The following is a 17,822-nucleotide window of genomic DNA, read 5'->3' as shown; positions in this document are numbered from 1 at the left end:
GAATACCAAGTTCTCAAAGACCAAGGATTTAAGCCTGGGATGTCTAAATTTTATGTTGGCATTAGAGGGAACAAAGGAGATGGATTAGGTCCCTTTAATCTGGCTGTTTATTGGAAACGTAAGTACCGCAAGACGGGACCGAAAGCCCCCTGGTATATCCTGACAAATCTCCCAACTCTCAAACAAACTTTAGCGGTTTACCGATGTCGGTGGGGGATTGAACAATTTTTCAAAGATTGCAAAACCGGAGGTTATCACCTGGAAGATACCAAGGTGAACGACCGACGTTTTCTAGCCTTGGTGGTGTTGATTGTGCTGGCCTATAGTCTTGCCACGATGCACGGTCAACGGATGCAAGAATTACGGATAGATGAGTATGCTGGATGTATCAAAAACTACTCAACTAAGATTCCCCATCAAAGTGATTTTAGTTTGGGTCTGTATGGACATCGGTGGATAGTTGCCATGGAAATATGGTCTGAATGGGCCTTCAGATTAATTGCACTCAAGCCTCATAAACGGCTCTATTTTCAACGTGGATTTCTCGCTCTATCCCTTATGGAACAGACTTTATAGCTACGTTGTCACCCTTTAAGGGGATGTGGACGCGGTGGCATTTGAAGATGTAAATAGTGATGGGGCAGGGCCAGATATCATTGTGATTGCGGAATATATGACGGGGATTGGTCCTACGGGAGCACAGCCGGTTCCCGTGGCAACGGTGTTTTTTAATGATGGTTATGATTATTTTGCTACTAATTCATCTATAGATGAGCTGCTCAGCTCTCGTGGAGTTGAAACCATTGAAGATGTTAGGACTACTTCTAAAGAGGTGTTTTAGGCAGCGTTAGTGTGGTGCGGGTCAATCTTTTGCTAAATGTGTTACCTGATCCGAGCAGCTGATAATCATTTGATAGACATTATGCTTAGCTAGTGCAATGGGCTTAAGGCCTAATTCTGTAGTGACTGGTTACTATGGAAGAGTGCTGATTTTGTCTTGTTGCTGGGAATGGTATGCAAACGCTGACCCTTAAATCTTATGTGGGTGAGGATGGAATTCTACATCTTGACATTCCCATCGACCTACAGAATAAAAGTCTAGAGATCGTTTTGGTGGTTCAGGCTGTAGCTGATACAGTGCCTACAACTGAACTCTCCGCACAAGAAATGCAAGAGCAGAGCATTTCCCAAGAACTAGATATAGCTTCTCAGCAATGGTTAGATGCAGAGCTAACTGAGCCGATGCCAGCATATGATTGGGGGTCAGAAGGCATACCTGAAGGCTTGCCAGTTCAATATGTGCCAGGACAAGGCATGATGATTGTGACTGAAGATGAAGCGTAATTTACGCAAAGGCGATATCGTTCTGGTGGCCTTTCCAATCCAGAACCCTTCAATGCATGAGCAGCAGGGAATCCGCCCAGCTTTGATTATTGGGATACCTCCAGGCGAGACACGTTATTTGCTGGCAGTCGTTGCACCGATGACGACTCAAATAGGTTAGTGGGTTGAAGTGAATCCAAGTATTTATCCTGTGTTATTAGCGGGTACAGGAAATCTAAAGCAAGATTCAGTGGTTTTGTTGGATCAAATTCGAGCTGTGGATACTCGGCGTATAACTAAGTATTTGGGCAGTTTGCGTGACGCGGATTATGAGCCTATTGCTAAAGGTCTGGGAAAGATGTTGCTTTAAATTTTATTTTCTACTGGAGCTAGAGACTCCTGGTAGATGTCTAGCCTCCGGCTGGGCACCAAGGAAGCTCTGTTGAAGCTTTTTGATGTTCCCTAATAATCAGCTAGCTAATGTCCACCAGTTATTGAGCGATACAGCCTTTGAAGATATAAAGGTGGAGAAATCTCTAGCAGTTATGTACATCACAAACCAACTGTAGTTTTCGGAAAGCCTTAACTACGTTACGAATCGATTAACTTACTCTGCTTTACGGTTTTGCTGCTTGTGTAGATGGTGGGCATAGGTCAGATACCGTAGCAGTTGACCTCGGCACACCAATGACGGCCATGCACTTAAACTCACACACGAATTATCGGGGGCAGAACCTTCGCGAGGATATATCACCAGATTGGCTATCGGTCATGGCCAGAGATCAAGCAAAGTGCAAGGACATTACCCATACAGATTTTGATACACCCAAACTAGCCGACTTACTGAGATAGCATGAATATCTTATTCATCTGTAGTCGTAACCAATGGCGTAGTCCTACTGCCGAAAAAGTCTGGTCAAAACACCCAGCTATTTCTGTGCGCTCGGCAGGCACTAGCCCTAAAGCACGTAAAACAGTTTCTGCTAAAGATATTCAATGGGCAGATACCATTTTTGCTATGGAGCAAAAGCACAAAGATCGGCTCAAAGATAAATTCACTCATTTGCTGAGCCACAAATCTATCCACGTGCTGGATATTCCAGATAAGTATCAATTTATGGAGCCAGAACTAGTGGAACTATTGCAATATTCCGTGGGGGCCTATCTCGGTCTCTCATAGCTTTTGCACTTGCTCATCGGACAGTACCAGTAGCTGAATAACTCTCTCCAGAGGCTTGTCCGTAGCCAGTTAGTATCTCCCATTGGATCAATGAAATTCCGCCATGAGTACTAAAAGCCAATCTGCTCTCCGGACTAACAGGATGCTCTGGAGAATTGTGTAAGTGTATACCTAGCTCTTCATCAACATGTCGCTGTCATTGGATGCGCTTTGGGTCATTGTGAGCGCTAGCCTGGTGTTTCTGATGCAAGCGGGCTTTTTGTGTGTGGAAGCTGGCTCGACTCGACGGAAAAACAACATCAATGTTGCCATTAAAAATATTGCGGATGTTGGACTGTCCATCCTGATGTTTTGGGCATTCGGCTACGGATTGATGTTTGGGACATCCCTGCATGGCTGGTTGGGGGTTAGTAATTTTTTGCCCGATTTTAACCAGACTGATAGTTGGCCAATCATTTTCTTTCTGTTTCAGGCAATGTTTTGCAGCACTGCTGTCACCATTGTGTCAGGAGCAGTGGCCGAGCGTATGACCTTTAAGGGATATCTATTTAGTGCCGTTCTGATATCCGGTTTTGTCTATCCAATATTTGGTCACTGGGTTTGGGGGGGTTTAGATAAAGCTGAAACAATTGGTTGGTTAACCCACAAGGGGTTTATTGATTTTGCCGGTTCTACAATTGTTCATAGCTTGGGTGGGTGGGTCGCCTTAGCTGCTGTTTTGGTGATTGGCCCCCGGCTTGGACGCTTTTCTCGACAGAACTTTGATCAGCAAGCACCGAGTTCAGATTTGCCCCTAGCCTTTTTAGGTGCACTACTAATGTGGTTTGGCTGGTTTGGCTTCAATGGCGGCAGTGCACTCGCCTTCAATGATCAGGTGCCCAAAATTTTGGTGAATACCTTGCTCGCAGGGGCTGCCGGACTGACTGCCCCTTTGACATGGTCCCTCATGGTGCAGAAAAACCATTTGCCGTTTAAGGCCGTGATGAATGGCTCTCTGGCTGGATTGGTGTCAATTACGGCTAGCTGTCATGCTGTATCTTCGAGCAGTGCAGTGCTAATTGGGGGCATCGGGGGTCTGGTAATGCTAGGGGTTGATGCCCTGCTAGACAAATTACGCATTGACGATGCTGTAGGGGTCATTCCTGTACATCTTGGTCCAGGAATCTGGGGCACTCTGGCAGTTGCTTTATTTAGTGATTTAGAACGATTAGAAACGGGGCTGGACCGTTGGGGACAATTTGCGGCTCAAGTGTCAGGCGTCTTGGCCTGTGGCCTCTGGTCGTTTACGGTGACGTTATTGATCTTATGGCAGCTTAATCGGTACGTGTCGCTGCGGGTATCTCATAAGCAGGAGTATATAGGCTTAAATGTTTCAGAGCATGGTGCCCGTAATGAGTTTCAGAATTTGTTTGAAACGATGCAAACCCATGCGAAAACTGGCAATTTACAACGACGAGTAACTGCCAGTGCGTTGACAGAAATTGGTCAAATTAGCCGTTGGTATAACCAGGTAGTGCATGCGCTAGAACAGTCTACGGCCAGAACGAATGCGATTATCATGACGGCAGCGGACGGTATTTTGACGGTTGATCCTGACACCTTGATCCTGCAAAGTACAAATCCGGCTGTTGAAAAAATCTTTGGTTGTCAATGGTTACAGGCGATTGGGCATCCTCTAACCACCTTAATCGAGACAGACTTGGTTCAGTCACAAGATGCCGCTTTTCAATCCTTGCAACAGTTTTTGCAACAGGGTTGCCGTACAGGGGAAGCCTATATGGCGGTTGGTATACACAACGAGGGCCGACGATTTCCCATTGAGGTTTTAGTCACTGATTCTCAGTTAAGGGCTACCAACTTTTTGACCATCATGGTTAGGGATATCACCGAGCGCCAGGAATCAGAAGCGGCTCTGATGACATCTGAGTTGGAAGCGCGTAGAACTGCAAAGCAGCTGGAAAGAGCACTTTATGACTTAAAGCAAGCGCAGGCTCAGCTATTGCAAAGTGAGAAAATGGCGGGCTTAGGACAGTTAGTGGCCGGTATCGCCCATGAAATCAATAATCCCGTAGGTTTTATTTATGGCAACCTTGAGCATGCAATGACGTATGTGGAAGATTTATTGCTTGTAATTAGCCACTATCAGGCGCAAGCAGTGGAACTACCACCTGAGCTACAAAAGGATGTGGAAAACGCAGACATCCCCTATATCAGAAAAGATTTTCCAAAATTAATTGGGTCGATTACAACCGGCACAGAACGTATTCGAGAGATTGTTCAGTCTCTAAAGAACTTTGCTCGCTTTGGCGAATCAGATGTGAAAACCATCAATATCCATGGGGGATTAGATACAACTCTGATGATGCTGGCCCATCGTTTAAACATGACGGCCAGACGTCCCAAAATTGTGGTGAATACGCATTATGGTCCTGTGTCTAAGATTGAATGCTATGCAGGGGCGATGAACCAGGTTTTTTTGAACCTAGTGAATAATGCGATTGATGCTTTGGAAACCCACGAGACAGGCATCATTACGATTACGACTGAGGATCAGCCACAAAGTGTCGTGATCACTATTGCTGATAATGGTGAAGGCATTCCCAGAGCCTTACAGCAGCAGATTTTTGATCCCTTCTTTACGACCAAACCTGTGGGTGAAGGCACAGGCATGGGTTTAGCGATCAGTCATCAAATCGTTGTGGAGCAGCATGGTGGTGAGCTGCACTGCCATTCAGTCCTAGGCCAGGGTAGTAAATTTCAGATTGTTTTACCTAAGACGCTTGCGTTGCGATCGCACTCCAAAACCATTGCACAGCTGAATCGTTCCACACACGGCTAAAACATATTAAGGCATCTCAAAGTTGCTGCACTTGTTCATCAGATAGCGCCAATAGCTCAGTCACTTGCGCCAAAGACATGCCGGTAGCTAGCAGATTTTGAGCGGCCTGAAGCAGCTGACTCTGAGACTGTTCCTTGGCTTGACGCTCTTGTTCGGTATCTGTCAGAAGCCAGGTACCATCCTGATTGCACCACCGGAGCCAATGCCCAGGGATATTCTCAAACTCACCTTGCCAAACTCCCAAACCAATTTCTAAATCCGCTAGCCAGATAGCACAATTTCCCGACCGCAACGAACATTCCTCATAGACACCACCTTGCAGACGGAAATATCTTAGTTTTTGACTGTGGCGACTATAGACAATGTAATGAGGCACTCGCAAATAACGCTCGTACATCTCTAATTTGCCAGGTGGTGATTGCTCGTCAGCAGCGTCCAGAGCCTTAGGTTTTGCCTTTGCTAATAGTGATGTCTTTGGCTGATAAAAGCGGCCCAGATCGTCTGGTTCTGTGCCTGGGGACACAAACTCAACTACTACATAAGGTGAGGCTCCCTCTTGCCAAGTAACATAGCTGCGGCGAAGGGTCTTACCTTCATACAGTCGCGGTACGCCTACTACCAAAAACCAATCTGGCCGCTTGTGCCACAGGGCATGATTAACGTCGTAATACAGATTTAAATCGGATGCACTAAACCAATTCTCACGGCTGTAGTTCGACAAATATAGTGTGCGGCTCAGCAACTGGGGCTGCAGATCGTGAAATTCGTCAGGCAAACCAGGCTCCTCTGGATATTCGCTCGGCAAGTCGTACATCGTTGGCAGCGTCTCACGAGGCGAACGAGGCGGATCGACTTGTGGAAGAGTATTTCCTGGTTGAAACCTGAGCTCTAGACCAGACATAGGGCGACAAAAGTTCTAACCAAATTTTAAGCGGCCCATCCCCACATTGCCATAAAATTATGAGATGATTATGAAAAGTGAAACAATTATGAAATAGGAGGGTGGGCTTTACCCACCAACAAGGGGCATGAGCAGTAAACAGTGGTCAACACCATTCAAGTCTTTATCATCTAAAGTTTTCTGGGCATCAAGTATTGCGATCTCGTTAGGCGTGGTTAGCTGTGGACAAAACACAACCACCCTGGAGGATTCAACCGCTGACGCTTTAGATGATTCAAAGGTTGTACTGACAACGTTTACGATCCTGGCAGATATGGCCCAGAATGTTGCGGGGGACGAGCTGCAAGTAGAATCTATTACTCGGATTGGTGCTGAAATTCATGGTTACGAGCCGACCCCCAGCGATTTAGTCAAAGCTCAGGATGCTGATCTCATTCTCTACAACGGCATGAACCTAGAGCGATGGTTTGAGCAGTTTTTGGGCAATGTGCAAGATGTACCGTCAGTGATTTTGACGGAAGGGATTGAACCGATTGCTATTTCGGAAGGCCCCTATACAGAGAAGCCGAACCCCCATGCCTGGATGTCACCTCAAAATGCGCTGGTCTATGTAGAAAATATTCGTCAGGCGTTTGTAGAGCTCGATCCTGACAACGAAGCTATCTACAACGCCAATGCCGCTGCCTATAGCGAGCAGCTGCAAGCAATTGACGACGAGCTACAGGCCAATCTAGCTCAGGTGCCTATCGATCAGCGCTATCTGGTGAGTTGTGAAGGCGCGTTTTCTTACCTAGCGCGTGATTACGAGCTTGAAGAGGTCTATCTCTGGCCCATCAATGCTGAGCAGCAGTCTACTCCCAAACAGATTCAGGGGGTCATCGAAAAAGTTCAAGCCAACGATATTGCCACAGTTTTTTGTGAAAGCACCGTTAGTGATGAAGGCCAACGAGAGGTTGCTCGTGCTACCGGAGCTAAGTTTGGCGGCAATTTATATGTCGACTCGTTATCTACAGCAGATGGTCCTGTTCCTACGTTTTTGGATCTTTTGGAATACGACGTTCAGGTGATTAGCGAGGGGCTGTTATCACCATAGTTTTTGCAGGGTGAGCAATGCTCACCCTGCGTTGTTTCGCTATTTCTGTCCTCTCAATCTCCGTCCTTCTAACCCATACCCCAAGATGAGATCAGATACTTTTGGCATCACCGTCGAGAACATCAGCGTTATGTACAGCAATGCCCAGCTGGCTTTGAATAATGCTAGTTGTTACATCCAACCTGGCACGATTACAGGGTTGGTTGGTCCCAATGGTGGCGGTAAATCCACGTTGTTCAAAACCATCATGGGGTTTCTCAACCCTAACCAGGGACGGGTCCATATTGATGGTCTTTCGGTAAAAATGGCGCAAAAGCGCCAGCTGATAGCTTATGTGCCCCAAGCCGATGATGTGGACTGGAATTTCCCAGTCAGTGTTGCAGATGTGGTGATGATGGGTCGTTACGGCTACATGAATATGCTGCGTATTCCTGGGCGGGAGGATCGTCGTCAGGTGGCGGAAAGTTTGGAACGGGTTGGGATGACGAATTTTCGTCATCGACAAATTGGTGAACTGTCAGGAGGCCAGAAAAAACGAGCCTTTTTGGCAAGGGCCATGGCGCAAAATAGCCGGGTGATTTTGCTAGATGAGCCATTTACTGGGGTAGATGTGAAGACGGAAAAACGGATTGTGAACCTATTGCTGCAGTTGCGGGAGGAAGAGCACACGATTTTGGTGTCTACCCATGATTTGGCATCAATTTCTACGTTTTGCGATCACACCATCCTCCTCAACCGCACCGTTCTAGCTGAAGGCACCACGGCTGAAACCTTCACCGAAGACAATCTATCCCTGACCTTCGGCGGTTTGCCATTAAGCAGTTTATCAACAGCAAATCTCTCTACACAGCCGCGCTATGAATAGTTTATTGGCCACCAATGGGAGCATTTTTAGCCCTCTTTGGCAATGGATAATTGAGCCACTCCAGGTCGGTTTTATGGTGAAGGCCATTTGGGTGAGCGCATTTGTGGGCATCGTCTGTGCAGTACTGTCCTGCTATATCACCTTAAAAGGGTGGTCTCTCATGGGCGATGCCGTATCCCATGCGGTCGTCCCCGGTGTGGTTGTAGCCTATGCCATGGGATTACCCTTTGCATTGGGAGCCTTTGTCTTTGGCTTTGGGGCCACCGTGATTATTGGCTATGTGAAATCGCAAACTCGGCTCAAAGAAGACGCCATCATTGGGGTGATCTTTACAGGCTTCTTTGCATTTGGCTTAGTGCTAGCCACCAAGATTCCCAGCAATATAGACCTGTTTCATATTCTGTTTGGCAATGTATTGGGGATTTCACAGTCAGATATTATTCAAACCTTGATCGCAGGTATCGCTACATTAGCCATTATTCTGTTGCGTCGTAAGGATTTACTGCTGTTTTGTTTTGATCCTAATCATGCAAAAGCCATTGGTCTGAATACGCAGATGATGTACTACACGCTGCTATCAGTGTTGGCATTGACCATTGTGGCTGCCCTGCAAACAGCAGGTATCGTGCTAGTGGTGGCCATGCTAGTGACACCAGGAGCAACTGCTTATTTACTCACCGATCGATTTGATCATATGCTGGCTATTGCCGTTGCTACCAGCGTTATTTCCTGTGTTATGGGCACCTATCTGAGCTATCACCTGGATGTGTCCACTGGTGGCAGCATCGTTGTGCTCATGACCGTACTGTTTGCACTCACTATGATTTTTGCGCCTAAATACGGCATCCTTGGGCAAAAGCTAAAGCGCAAAATCCAGGTAGAACCTGAGTTTTAAGCTCTAAACCTGGCAAAAAAATTGTTTATGTTATTCGAGCCGCAAACTTCAAGGTTATCCTCTTATTTTGCCGCCAACGCCCCCTTCGGGTAGGCAATACGCTTGTGGTTGAACTGCTGCCACACTTGCACAAAGACATTGGCGATGACATCCATATCCTTACGTGTGAGGCTAGAATCAACCAGTTGCTTGTCTTTCCAACGGGCGCGTAAAATCTTATTGACCATGGCGTAGGCTTCTTCAGCGCAGGCTTCCTTATGGAGCGATCGCAACGCAGCTTCACAGGAGTCAGCCAACATCACAATGCCGGTTTCTGGGGATTGGGGAATCGGGCCATCGTAGCGAAAGTCTTCTTCGAGAACTTTCATTTCCGGATTTTGTTTAGCAATTTCCTGGGCTTGATAATAGAAATAGCTAATCAACATTGCTCCCTGATGCTCTGGGATAAAGGCCTGGATTGCCTTAGGCAATCTGTGCTTACGGGCCATGACTACCCCCTCAGTGACATGCTTTTTGATGATATCGGAACTAACCCATGGATCGTTGATCAAGTCATGTTTATTCGGCCCTCCCATTTGGTTTTCAATAAACCCTAGCGGATCATGCATCTTGCCAATGTCGTGATATAAGGTGCCAGCCCGAACAAGTTCAACATTATGCCCCAGAGTACGGGCCGCAGCTTCGGCCAAATTAGCTACAAACATCGTGTGTTGAAAGGTGCCGGGGGCATCAGCGGCTAACCGTTTTAAGAGGGGACGGTTAGGGTTTGATAGCTCTGCCAGACGGATGGGGGTAACTAAATCAAAGACGGACTCCAGATAGGGGCTCACCCCTAACGCAACGATACTCCAGGCGATGCCGTAAACACCAAATAGAGCCGAGTCACGGATAATGGTGTACCAAACTGTAGCGGATACACTATTAAACATCAGGGTGAGCACCAGGTGAATCACGCCTTGGGTGAGACCGACTACACCGCCTAACAGGGCAAATTCTTCTCGCGATCGCAAGCGCGGTGCAATCCAAGCTCCGACCAAAGCAGCACAGGCCGCTGCAAACAGTGGCAAGACAGAAACCGAACCACCGACTGGCAGCAAGACCACCAATAAGGCAATTGTGACTGTCGCCAAAATATAGCCATAAAAACTACCCAACAATAGACCCACCGCCGGGAGTCCTAGACCAGGAATCTTTAGAGCCATCAGGCCTGCTACGCTGACAATCAAACAAAGTACCAATATATGATCACGCTGTCGTAGACTACCTTTTTGCCAGTGATCAATCCATAACAATGCGCCAACACCCATACTGACCAACGCCCCAAAGCCAGTAAAACCGAACCAATTCAACCGACGCTGGGTCAAATTAAAATGATCGAGCAAAACAAAGTCACCTTGGGTAATGGTCTCTCCTTTTCTGACGATGGCATCACCCTGCTCAACGGATACCGTAACCGTTTTCACTTCATTTTCCGCCTGCTCAGCACGCAACCGAGTTTGTTCTTGATCTTCAATTAAATTAGGCCGCAAAACAGAACTGAGCAGTTTGGCAGTAATATCTTTAGCTATGGTTTCTTGATCGCTGAATTCATCGCGATTAATACCAGGTGGAACATCGAGCTTTAAGGTTTCCTGGAGTTGGCTATCTATTGCCTGCTGCCATAAGCTAGCAGGCATCCCTTCATGAATCCCCTGAGCCAACATTCGATCTAGCACCAAACGACTAGCAGCTTGAATTGCTTTCCAATCGTTATCACTCAAATCGAACAGGCGGTAGTCCAGCGGCTGTACTCCATCGCGGGTAATCAGCTGCTGTAGTTCAGGTTTGGCATCGGCATACTTTTGGCGGTTGCCATCAATTTGACTACGAACAGTTGCCATTGAAATTGATGGCGTTCGCTCCCGTAAACGTAATAATTCATTTAAAGCAATACGCTGGTTGGCACCCAAGCTATTCAGACGTATCTGTAGCGAACCATTGGTCCCCTGTTGCAACACGGTACTAGTCAGCGTGGGCATTTGCGCTAATGCCCACAGGTCTTCCCAATCTTGAGCTGGCGCTTGACGTAGATATCGCTGAGTTCTGCTAGATAACTGAGCAGGTGGTAGATAAGGGATATTACCCGCCTGCTGACGTAAAATGCTGCCCTGACTTAAGATGCTCTTGGCCTCTTCCAGGATGGCGTTGGTCCTTTCTTGATCAATTTGTAGAACGATGAGTGACCCGCTCCGAGCTGCCTGGCGATTTTCCGCAGTCGTGACCAGGTCCGGGAGCGTAGCATTATAGGGAGCAATGAAGGTATCAGCTGCTACTGTACCTGCACTGAGGGCAGGCTGATTATAAAATCTTTGCCCCAGAATTGCCGTGAGCAACAAGACTGTCAATAAAATAGCAATCTGAGTCTGATTAAAGGGGGTATGACGGGAAACGGCATACAGCCCCTTAGATTGGTTGGCCGACTTAGTAGACTGCCGAATCGACGTATTAGATTTTTGACGTAATGATGTAGAAACTTGCGGCAACTGAGTCTTGCACCAGCCAACCGATGTACGCAAACGTTGCCAAACTGCTTTGACCATGAATGTCACCGACTGCATGAAAGGCCTCAACAACCAAGGCTGCCATTGAGCTCAACTGGCGTGAAACACCATTGAACGACTGGCCTAATACCGCTAGACACCTGATAAAGGTGAAGGGGGACATGTAATCGTCCCTGGAGATACCCTAGATGTCTCAAACAATCGAAAGTCAACGCTTTAGGTTATTAGGGCTAACTAACCAGGAGATTTGCCATATTCCTTTAGGTCATGTTTTGGCAATTACCTGTAAACACTCTAAAAGAACATATCTGAATCCTAAGACTCAGGCTTAAAATTTACTTTAAACAATAATGCAGTGCCCAGCTGGATGTGACAGTGTTAAAAGCTTTGGCCAACGTATTCGCCTTAGCGTACAACCCTGCTCATCCTCGACCTTAATTGGCAGACAGTGCTGGAAGATGCTTAGCATACCCATGCTGCTATTATAGCCAGCTCTCTTTAAGAGAACGCCGAGAGCTTATAAATCTAGCGGGAATATCTCGTCGACCCCGCCGGTAACGACGTTGCTCCCAGCCCAGCTACGATATAGTTGCTGAGCCATTTGACGTAAACCTTGTCTAGAGTCGTAGGTGAATGCCATTATCCATGGCACAGGTATAGCAGATATCCCCCCCCATGCTCCGAGTAGACAACCAATGATTGTGGTCGTCGGTATATCTGTCGAGTGATTGACCAATGCTAACGCTAGATTTTCCGGATATCTGAGACAGCGTCTGATAGCTAACGTCATTGGCCACAATGTCCTTGCTTGGCATGGGACCTGAGCATTCGTGGCGAATTCCTCTGTATCTAAATTCTCAATCAGCAGATTGAGATGGGGCATAAGGGCTGATGGATAATGAATACATCGCTGTCGTAGATGTTCACACAATAAGAAATGTGGCTCGTGGGTATCTGGGGAATACTGAAGCAACCACTCTAAACAATCCCCCAGAATATAAAGCGTATCGATGACAGTGACAGTGGGATTAGTCTCTGCAGAAGGCACTGTTGCTAACGCCTGAGCCAACCAATGATGCCGAGTTGTAGGATCGTCGCAGCAGTGTAATAACCAGGGCAATGCGGCTATCAGACTTGTTTCTGAGGAATGGGGACCGAGTACAATCGGCGGCTGCATACTAGATAGCCAAGACTGGTAGAGATGACTTTCGCTAATAAGTGGCCATTGCCTCTGGTGCCGAGTTACATAGCAATGCCCAATATAAGCCCCCAGCAGGCTCCCGAGAAATTTATCGGCGGTTGAAAGAATTGGCATGATAGAGAATGGCTGAGTAGATCCTGAAACCAGACATGGCACTTCTAGGAAATCAACCCGTAATACCTACAAATATCAATTTATCTGGACGCATTAGACATGCTGTGCCATCTTAATGATTAGCTTTGGCTAGGTGTTAAACCAAAATGGTCTACGCTGACGCTAAAAATTATGGTGATCTTTTCACATGAAACGTTGGGGCTCATATAGGATTTCACATCTTTGCCTTTTAGTGGCTGTTTCGGGGGGGATGGCGACAGTAGGACTAGCGAAACCTGATCATTCATCCTTAGAACCCAAAGAGCAATTAAACACGACATCAAAGGTGTTAATAGCCCAGGCCGAAGAGGTGCTAATAGCCCAGGCCGAAGAGGTGTTAGGGTTGGGTAGTACGGGGGACGCGGTCAAAAGTTTGCAGGCCATGTTAGCCCTGATGGGGTATTACTCTGGTGAAGTTGATGGTGCCTATGAGCAAATGACGCTGGAGGCGGTACGTCAATTTCAAACTGATGCCGGGTTAATGGCTGATGGCGTTGTCGGGCCTTTAACATGGCAGCGACTCTTACCGACACCGACCACTTTGACGCAGGCCCAGGAACCACAAACGTCTTCTAGCAGTGAGCAGCCGAATTCCACCCCTGCCTTAGACAGCGACGTTAGCTCCAGCTCCAGTAGTGAGCCAGCCGCTGACGATGCTATTGCTGCAACAGCCGGGAATCTACCCATTCTCAAATTGGATGACTCTGGAGCAGATGTCAGCCGCTTACAGACTCGTCTTGCTGACTTAAATCTCTACACAGGCCCTGTTGATGGGGTATTTGGAGAACAGACTCAGCAAGCAGTGGAACAATTTCAAAGTCAGTCTGGACTAAGTGTTGATGGCATTGTTGGACCAGCCACCTGGCTGGCACTGTTTGATTGATATAGGTGATGGCTTAACCAAGCATTAAAGCTAGGCTGATTAGCACGGTGCAGATTGCCCACAGACAGGGAAATCCCAGAGATGTCAGCTATTTAAGTAGGCTAGCAATATTGATATTCGACGGTTCAGGACTTGAGAATGGCTCCGATGACAATTGATCATCAAGGATGACAAATCCAGATGTAGATTGCTCTTGAAATAGAAACCTGCTCTGGTTCATGTACACCATGTAATCACTCATCAGAAAGTAAACACCCACCATGGCAGCGGCGGCTGAGGCCACCAAAAAACCTGCCAGCATGAGGGAAAATTCCTGACTGACTAAGGCCCGATCCATGAGACGAAGGGCCCAAAAAACTAAACCTGTAACGATGGCTATGATTAGAAGCGTCATCGATAAAAAATTAGGCCTTAAAGAATCACGATTATCTTTTACATATTGTAACAGGGCTATCATAAAAGTGCCTTAATTGGCAGTTTTTTTTCACAATCACTCTACTGGATTGCCTGACACGCCCAGACTTAAAGACTTGACTGAACTTAGTTGTGGGTCAAGGCCTAATATTAATTTTCTGATTGGCTAAGTAGGTTTTGATTTCTGCGACGGTCAGCTCACCGTAGTGCAACAGTGAAGCCAATAAGGCAGCTTCTGCTTTGCCATCGGTAAGTGCTTCGTGAATATGGTCGCAAGTTCCAGCTCCCCCAGAGGCGATCACTGGAACATTGACAGCTTCGGCAATAGTGCGTGTTAGTTCTAAGTCATAACCAGCCTTGGTGCCATCGGCATCCATACTGGTTACCAGCAATTCTCCAGCCCCTCGGGCGACGACGTCTTGCGCCCAGGTAGTGGCATCTAGTCCAGTATTTTCCCGACCGCCTCGCACAAAAACGTCCCATCCTGATGCGTCAGGTCGACGTTTGGCATCAATGGCAACGACAATGCACTGATTACCAAACCGCTGACTAGCAGCTTGGATAAAATCGGGATTGCGGACAGCTGCAGAATTGATGCTAACTTTATCAGCCCCAGCACGTAAAAGTTGTTTGATGGTGTCAACTGAATTAACGCCACCTCCTACGGTGAGTGGAATAAAAACCTGCTCAGCAGTGCGGTGAACAACATCAAAAATTATGCTGCGGTCTTCGTGGGTAGCTGTGATGTCTAAAAAGACTAGCTCATCAGCTCCAGCCTGATTATAAGCTTGTGCCAACTCAACGGGGTCACCTGCATCTTTTAGTTCTACGAAGTTAACACCTTTTACAACTCGACCTGCTTTGACATCGAGACAGGGCAAAATTCGCTTAGCCAGCATAGGTGCTTCCGTAGATTGATCATTTATAAAATTTGGCTGAAATAGCTTCAGCAACAGTTCCTCAGGATAGCTTACAAAGCGCAAGACACTGATAAACTGAGGGTTAGTTTTAATTCTTAATATACCCGTCAATTTTACTCAGAGAGGAGGAGATTGGAGCATGGCATTGGATATCGGACAGAAGGTAAAGGTGATACGGGTCAGGGATCGGGTGTCTGGTAACGTTGCCAAGCGTCTAGGGCAAGAAGGTACGGTGACAAAGTTCAAGATGGTGGACGGCAGTGGTGTTGGCGTTGTAGTTGAATTTTCAGATCAATTTTCAAGCTGGTTTTTTGAAGATGAGCTGAAACTCACCAACTAAACCAGGTTTTGTTTGAGTGGTTAACGTGTATGGGGCACCTCAATACAGGTGCCCTATATTGAGACAGATGGTAAAACCACGCTAATTCTGTAGTATTTGCTGATGGCGTTAATTCTTACGTTTTTAGGTAAAGGGGGCAGCGGTCGTTCAACATGCGCGATCGCAACCGCTAAAAAGCTGTCAGCCCAAGGTCAGCGTGTCTTGCTAGTCAGTGAGGATGCAGGCCCTGCATTTAGTCTGCTGCTAGGGCATGACGTGACAGCAACTCCGGCTGCAGTAGCTCTGAACTTATGGGCAATGCAGCTGCAGTTTACGCAACTGCTAGAGCAAAACTGGCAGCAATTAAAAGAACTGGAAGCTAAATACCTGCGCGACCCTTTCTTTAAGGCAGTGTACGGCCAGGAGCTGAGTTTGCTACCGGGCATGGATCAAGCTCTGACTTTGAATGCCCTGCGGGAATATGATGCCTGTGGTGACTATGATGTCATCGTCCACGATGGCCCTGGCAATCAGGCCAGTCTGCGCATGTGGGGGATGCCCGCTGGTATCGACTGGTATTTTCGTCGGTTTAAGCAAGTATTTCAGACATCGCAATTTTCTAAGGCAGTGATGCCATTTGTGCAGCCCATTGCTGGGGCCGTACTCAGTAGCGGCATGTCGGGGGATGTGTTTGATCAACCCCAAGTAGCGGAAACAACAAACTGGGTAACCCAGGGTATTGCTGCAGTCAAAAATCCCATGCGGGTTCGGGCCTATCTGGTATCTAGTGGAGAACCGGGCGAGATCGCAACAGCCCGCTATTTGTGGGGGGCCGCCCAACAGATAGAAATGACAGTCGCTGGCATTTTACTCAACCGGGCTGCTGGCAGCCAAGAGTTTGAGCCATTACCCGTGCATGTTCTGCCCCAGGGTAACTGGTCGTCCTTGATTGATGCTTTGCCCGACTATACAGCTGTCCCCTCAGTCCCAGCTCCCGTAGATATTGATTTATCCACCAACACGGTTCGTCTGTTTTTGCCTAGCTTTGACAAAAAGCAGATTCAATTAACTCAATATGGGCCAGAGGTCACCATTGAGGCAGGCGACCAGCGTCGTAATCTAAAACTGCCTGATGGTCTTCAGGGGCGTCCGGTGACAGGAGCTAAGTTTCAAGCTGACTACCTCATCCTGTCTTTTGGATAGGCTATTTACTAAACCATTGTCGTTAATATTACCGCTAGTAGCATTTAAGCCATGGCTGACAATCCTGCTTCAGTGACATCCAGTTCCGATGACAAGCCAGCATCCACATCAGAGGGCTCCAAGGCGCGGCAACTATTGGGTATGAAGGGCGCTTCAGATGGTGAAACGTCCATTTGGAAAATCCGTCTCCAATTGATGAAGCCGATTACCTGGATTCCTTTGATTTGGGGAGTGCTTTGTGGAGCAGCATCCTCGGGGCATTTTGTCTGGAGCGTTGACCATCTGTTGGCATCCCTAGCTTGTATGTTGATGGCTGGCCCCTTGCTAACTGGCTACACCCAGACCATTAACGACTACTACGATCGCGAGCTTGATGCCATCAATGAGCCCTATCGACCGATTCCTTCGGGCGCAATTGGTCTAGGACAAGTGCAGGTACAAATTTGGGTGCTCTTACTCAGTGGTATCGCTGTTTCTTATGGGTTAGATCGCTGGGCCAATCATGACTTTCCTATCCTGACAGCCCTGGCCATCGGTGGTTCGCTAGTGTCTTACATCTACTCTGCGCCACCGCTCAAGCTCAAGCAAAACGGATGGTTAGGTAACTATGCGTTGGGGGCTAGCTATATTGCATTGCCCTGGTGGGCCGGTCATGCCTTATTTGGTCAACTTAATCCGACAGTCATAGTTTTAACACTGATATATAGCATGGCTGGGTTAGGCATTGCTGTAGTCAATGACTTTAAGAGCGTAGAAGGCGATAAGGCCTTGGGTTTGAAATCGCTGCCCGTAATGTTTGGAGTAGGCACAGCTGCTTGGATTTGTGTTCTCATGATCGATATTTTTCAAGCGGGCATGGCCGCCTATCTAATCGCTATTCATAAAAATCTTTATGCGGTGCTGCTGATCTTGATGATTATTCCGCAGATCACCTTTCAAGACATGTACTTTTTACGAGATCCACTGGCAAACGATGTGAAATATCAAGCCAGTGCTCAGCCATTTTTGGTGCTCGGCATGTTGATTTTAGGTTTAGCGCTTGGCCATACTGATTATTTGCTGAGTTAGGCCGGTTTTTGATAGCCTTTTGCAG

The 17,822-nt window shown here is 47.3% G+C and carries 17 protein-coding genes and 1 pseudogene; 13 read left to right on the top strand and 5 right to left on the bottom strand.

Translation table 11 applies throughout. The features are described from left to right. The 6 genes and pseudogenes from N836_RS53985 to amt all read left to right on the top strand — a co-directional run. The coding region (locus N836_RS53985; protein WP_023073173.1) for a transposase at positions 1-576 on the top strand (576 nt) is incomplete at its 5' end. A 34-nt stretch (positions 577-610) separates the two neighbouring features. Beyond that, on the top strand, positions 611-841 hold the full coding sequence (locus N836_RS53980; RefSeq protein ID WP_152532146.1) for a hypothetical protein: 231 nt from the start codon (positions 611-613) through the stop codon (positions 839-841). A 173-nt stretch (positions 842-1,014) separates the two neighbouring features. Continuing rightward, the gene (locus tag N836_RS53975; RefSeq protein WP_023073171.1) at positions 1,015-1,344 is read left to right on the top strand and encodes a hypothetical protein; all 330 of its coding nucleotides are present in this window, start codon (positions 1,015-1,017) and stop codon (positions 1,342-1,344) included. Then, a pseudogene (locus N836_RS77570) lies at positions 1,334-1,693 on the top strand (type II toxin-antitoxin system PemK/MazF family toxin). The gene N836_RS53975 and the pseudogene N836_RS77570 overlap by 11 nt, the downstream one beginning before the upstream one ends. Positions 1,694-2,176: 483 nt before the next feature. After that, positions 2,177-2,503 (top strand): low molecular weight protein tyrosine phosphatase family protein, encoded by a 327-nt coding sequence (locus N836_RS53965; RefSeq protein ID WP_023073169.1) that lies wholly within the window; start codon positions 2,177-2,179, stop codon positions 2,501-2,503. Between the two features lie 187 nt (positions 2,504-2,690). Then, positions 2,691-5,342 carry an ammonium transporter gene (gene amt, locus N836_RS53960; protein ID WP_023073168.1) on the top strand — a complete coding sequence of 884 codons (2,652 nt, stop codon included), beginning with the start codon at positions 2,691-2,693 and terminating at the stop codon, positions 5,340-5,342. A gap of 16 nt (positions 5,343-5,358) precedes the next feature. Here amt and N836_RS53955 read toward each other — a convergent pair whose 3' ends face one another. Next, positions 5,359-6,243, bottom strand: a complete 885-nt coding sequence (locus N836_RS53955; protein ID WP_031292882.1) for a Uma2 family endonuclease — start codon at positions 6,241-6,243, stop codon at positions 5,359-5,361. A 127-nt stretch (positions 6,244-6,370) separates the two neighbouring features. Between N836_RS53955 and N836_RS53950 the strand changes: the two genes are divergently transcribed. The 3 genes from N836_RS53950 to N836_RS53940 all read left to right on the top strand — a co-directional run bounded on the left by N836_RS53950 (position 6,371) and on the right by N836_RS53940 (position 9,096). After that, complete coding sequence (locus N836_RS53950) at positions 6,371-7,336, top strand: metal ABC transporter substrate-binding protein (protein WP_023073166.1); 966 nt, start codon at positions 6,371-6,373, stop codon at positions 7,334-7,336. 85 nt (positions 7,337-7,421) lie between these two features. Further along, positions 7,422-8,201 carry a metal ABC transporter ATP-binding protein gene (locus tag N836_RS53945; protein WP_031292881.1) on the top strand — a complete coding sequence of 260 codons (780 nt, stop codon included), beginning with the start codon at positions 7,422-7,424 and terminating at the stop codon, positions 8,199-8,201. Continuing rightward, on the top strand, positions 8,194-9,096 hold the full coding sequence (locus N836_RS53940) for a metal ABC transporter permease (protein ID WP_023073164.1): 903 nt from the start codon (positions 8,194-8,196) through the stop codon (positions 9,094-9,096). Before N836_RS53945 ends, N836_RS53940 begins: the two co-directional genes overlap by 8 nt. Positions 9,097-9,158: 62 nt before the next feature. Here the strand turns inward: N836_RS53940 and N836_RS53935 are convergent, their stop codons facing one another. Both N836_RS53935 and N836_RS75870 read right to left on the bottom strand, forming a co-directional pair. Then, on the bottom strand, positions 9,159-11,675 hold the full coding sequence (locus tag N836_RS53935; RefSeq protein WP_235071099.1) for an HD family phosphohydrolase: 2,517 nt from the start codon (positions 11,673-11,675) through the stop codon (positions 9,159-9,161). Between the two features lie 478 nt (positions 11,676-12,153). Further along, positions 12,154-12,951: an ADP-ribosylglycohydrolase family protein gene (locus N836_RS75870; RefSeq protein WP_152532145.1), complete on the bottom strand. Its 798-nt coding sequence runs from the start codon at positions 12,949-12,951 to the stop codon at positions 12,154-12,156. 232 nt (positions 12,952-13,183) lie between these two features. Here N836_RS75870 and N836_RS53925 point away from each other — a divergent pair, with 232 nt between their 5' ends. Beyond that, positions 13,184-13,873 (top strand): peptidoglycan-binding domain-containing protein, encoded by a 690-nt coding sequence (locus N836_RS53925; protein ID WP_161634973.1) that lies wholly within the window; start codon positions 13,184-13,186, stop codon positions 13,871-13,873. 88 nt (positions 13,874-13,961) lie between these two features. Here the strand turns inward: N836_RS53925 and N836_RS77565 are convergent, their stop codons facing one another. Together N836_RS77565 and hisF are read right to left on the bottom strand one after the other, a co-directional pair. Then, a complete protein-coding gene (locus tag N836_RS77565) occupies positions 13,962-14,267 on the bottom strand; it encodes a hypothetical protein (RefSeq protein WP_152532144.1) in 306 nt (101 codons plus the stop codon). A gap of 157 nt (positions 14,268-14,424) precedes the next feature. Beyond that, positions 14,425-15,186 carry an imidazole glycerol phosphate synthase subunit HisF gene (gene hisF, locus N836_RS53915; RefSeq protein WP_031292879.1) on the bottom strand — a complete coding sequence of 254 codons (762 nt, stop codon included), beginning with the start codon at positions 15,184-15,186 and terminating at the stop codon, positions 14,425-14,427. Between the two features lie 160 nt (positions 15,187-15,346). Here hisF and petP point away from each other — a divergent pair, with 160 nt between their 5' ends. The 3 genes from petP (at position 15,347) to chlG (ending at position 17,797) form a co-directional block, all read left to right on the top strand. Next, on the top strand, positions 15,347-15,547 hold the full coding sequence (gene petP / locus N836_RS53910) for a cytochrome b6f subunit PetP (RefSeq protein WP_023073158.1): 201 nt from the start codon (positions 15,347-15,349) through the stop codon (positions 15,545-15,547). Between the two features lie 102 nt (positions 15,548-15,649). Further along, complete coding sequence (locus tag N836_RS53905) at positions 15,650-16,729, top strand: Get3/ArsA fold putative tail anchor-mediating ATPase NosAFP (RefSeq protein ID WP_023073157.1); 1,080 nt, start codon at positions 15,650-15,652, stop codon at positions 16,727-16,729. A 51-nt stretch (positions 16,730-16,780) separates the two neighbouring features. After that, on the top strand, positions 16,781-17,797 hold the full coding sequence (chlG, locus tag N836_RS53900) for a chlorophyll synthase ChlG (RefSeq protein ID WP_023073156.1): 1,017 nt from the start codon (positions 16,781-16,783) through the stop codon (positions 17,795-17,797). Positions 17,798-17,822 lie beyond the last annotated feature (25 nt).

The sequence above is a fragment of the Leptolyngbya sp. Heron Island J genome (genome assembly GCF_000482245.1).
GTDB lineage: Bacteria > Cyanobacteriota > Cyanobacteriia > Phormidesmidales > Phormidesmidaceae > Leptothoe.
The sequence above is the reverse complement of the archived record's forward strand: the minus strand, read 5'-3'. Positions and strand labels throughout refer to the sequence as shown.

What these genes read in the sequence shown, in the direction of transcription:
- N836_RS77565 (WP_152532144.1), bottom strand. Translation starts at nt 14,267, where the DNA reads ATGACGCTTCTAATCATAGCCATCGTTACAGGTTTAGTTTTTTGGGCC.
- N836_RS53905 (WP_023073157.1), top strand. Translation starts at nt 15,650, where the DNA reads ATGGCGTTAATTCTTACGTTTTTAGGTAAAGGGGGCAGCGGTCGTTCA.
- amt (WP_023073168.1), top strand. Translation starts at nt 2,691, where the DNA reads ATGTCGCTGTCATTGGATGCGCTTTGGGTCATTGTGAGCGCTAGCCTG.
- N836_RS53955 (WP_031292882.1), bottom strand. Translation starts at nt 6,243, where the DNA reads ATGTCTGGTCTAGAGCTCAGGTTTCAACCAGGAAATACTCTTCCACAA.
- N836_RS75870 (WP_152532145.1), bottom strand. Translation starts at nt 12,951, where the DNA reads ATGCCAATTCTTTCAACCGCCGATAAATTTCTCGGGAGCCTGCTGGGG.
- N836_RS53975 (WP_023073171.1), top strand. Translation starts at nt 1,015, where the DNA reads ATGCAAACGCTGACCCTTAAATCTTATGTGGGTGAGGATGGAATTCTA.
- N836_RS53965 (WP_023073169.1), top strand. Translation starts at nt 2,177, where the DNA reads ATGAATATCTTATTCATCTGTAGTCGTAACCAATGGCGTAGTCCTACT.
- hisF (WP_031292879.1), bottom strand. Translation starts at nt 15,186, where the DNA reads ATGCTGGCTAAGCGAATTTTGCCCTGTCTCGATGTCAAAGCAGGTCGA.
- chlG (WP_023073156.1), top strand. Translation starts at nt 16,781, where the DNA reads ATGGCTGACAATCCTGCTTCAGTGACATCCAGTTCCGATGACAAGCCA.
- N836_RS53940 (WP_023073164.1), top strand. Translation starts at nt 8,194, where the DNA reads ATGAATAGTTTATTGGCCACCAATGGGAGCATTTTTAGCCCTCTTTGG.
- petP (WP_023073158.1), top strand. Translation starts at nt 15,347, where the DNA reads ATGGCATTGGATATCGGACAGAAGGTAAAGGTGATACGGGTCAGGGAT.
- N836_RS53950 (WP_023073166.1), top strand. Translation starts at nt 6,371, where the DNA reads ATGAGCAGTAAACAGTGGTCAACACCATTCAAGTCTTTATCATCTAAA.
- N836_RS53945 (WP_031292881.1), top strand. Translation starts at nt 7,422, where the DNA reads ATGAGATCAGATACTTTTGGCATCACCGTCGAGAACATCAGCGTTATG.
- N836_RS53935 (WP_235071099.1), bottom strand. Translation starts at nt 11,675, where the DNA reads ATGGTCAAAGCAGTTTGGCAACGTTTGCGTACATCGGTTGGCTGGTGC.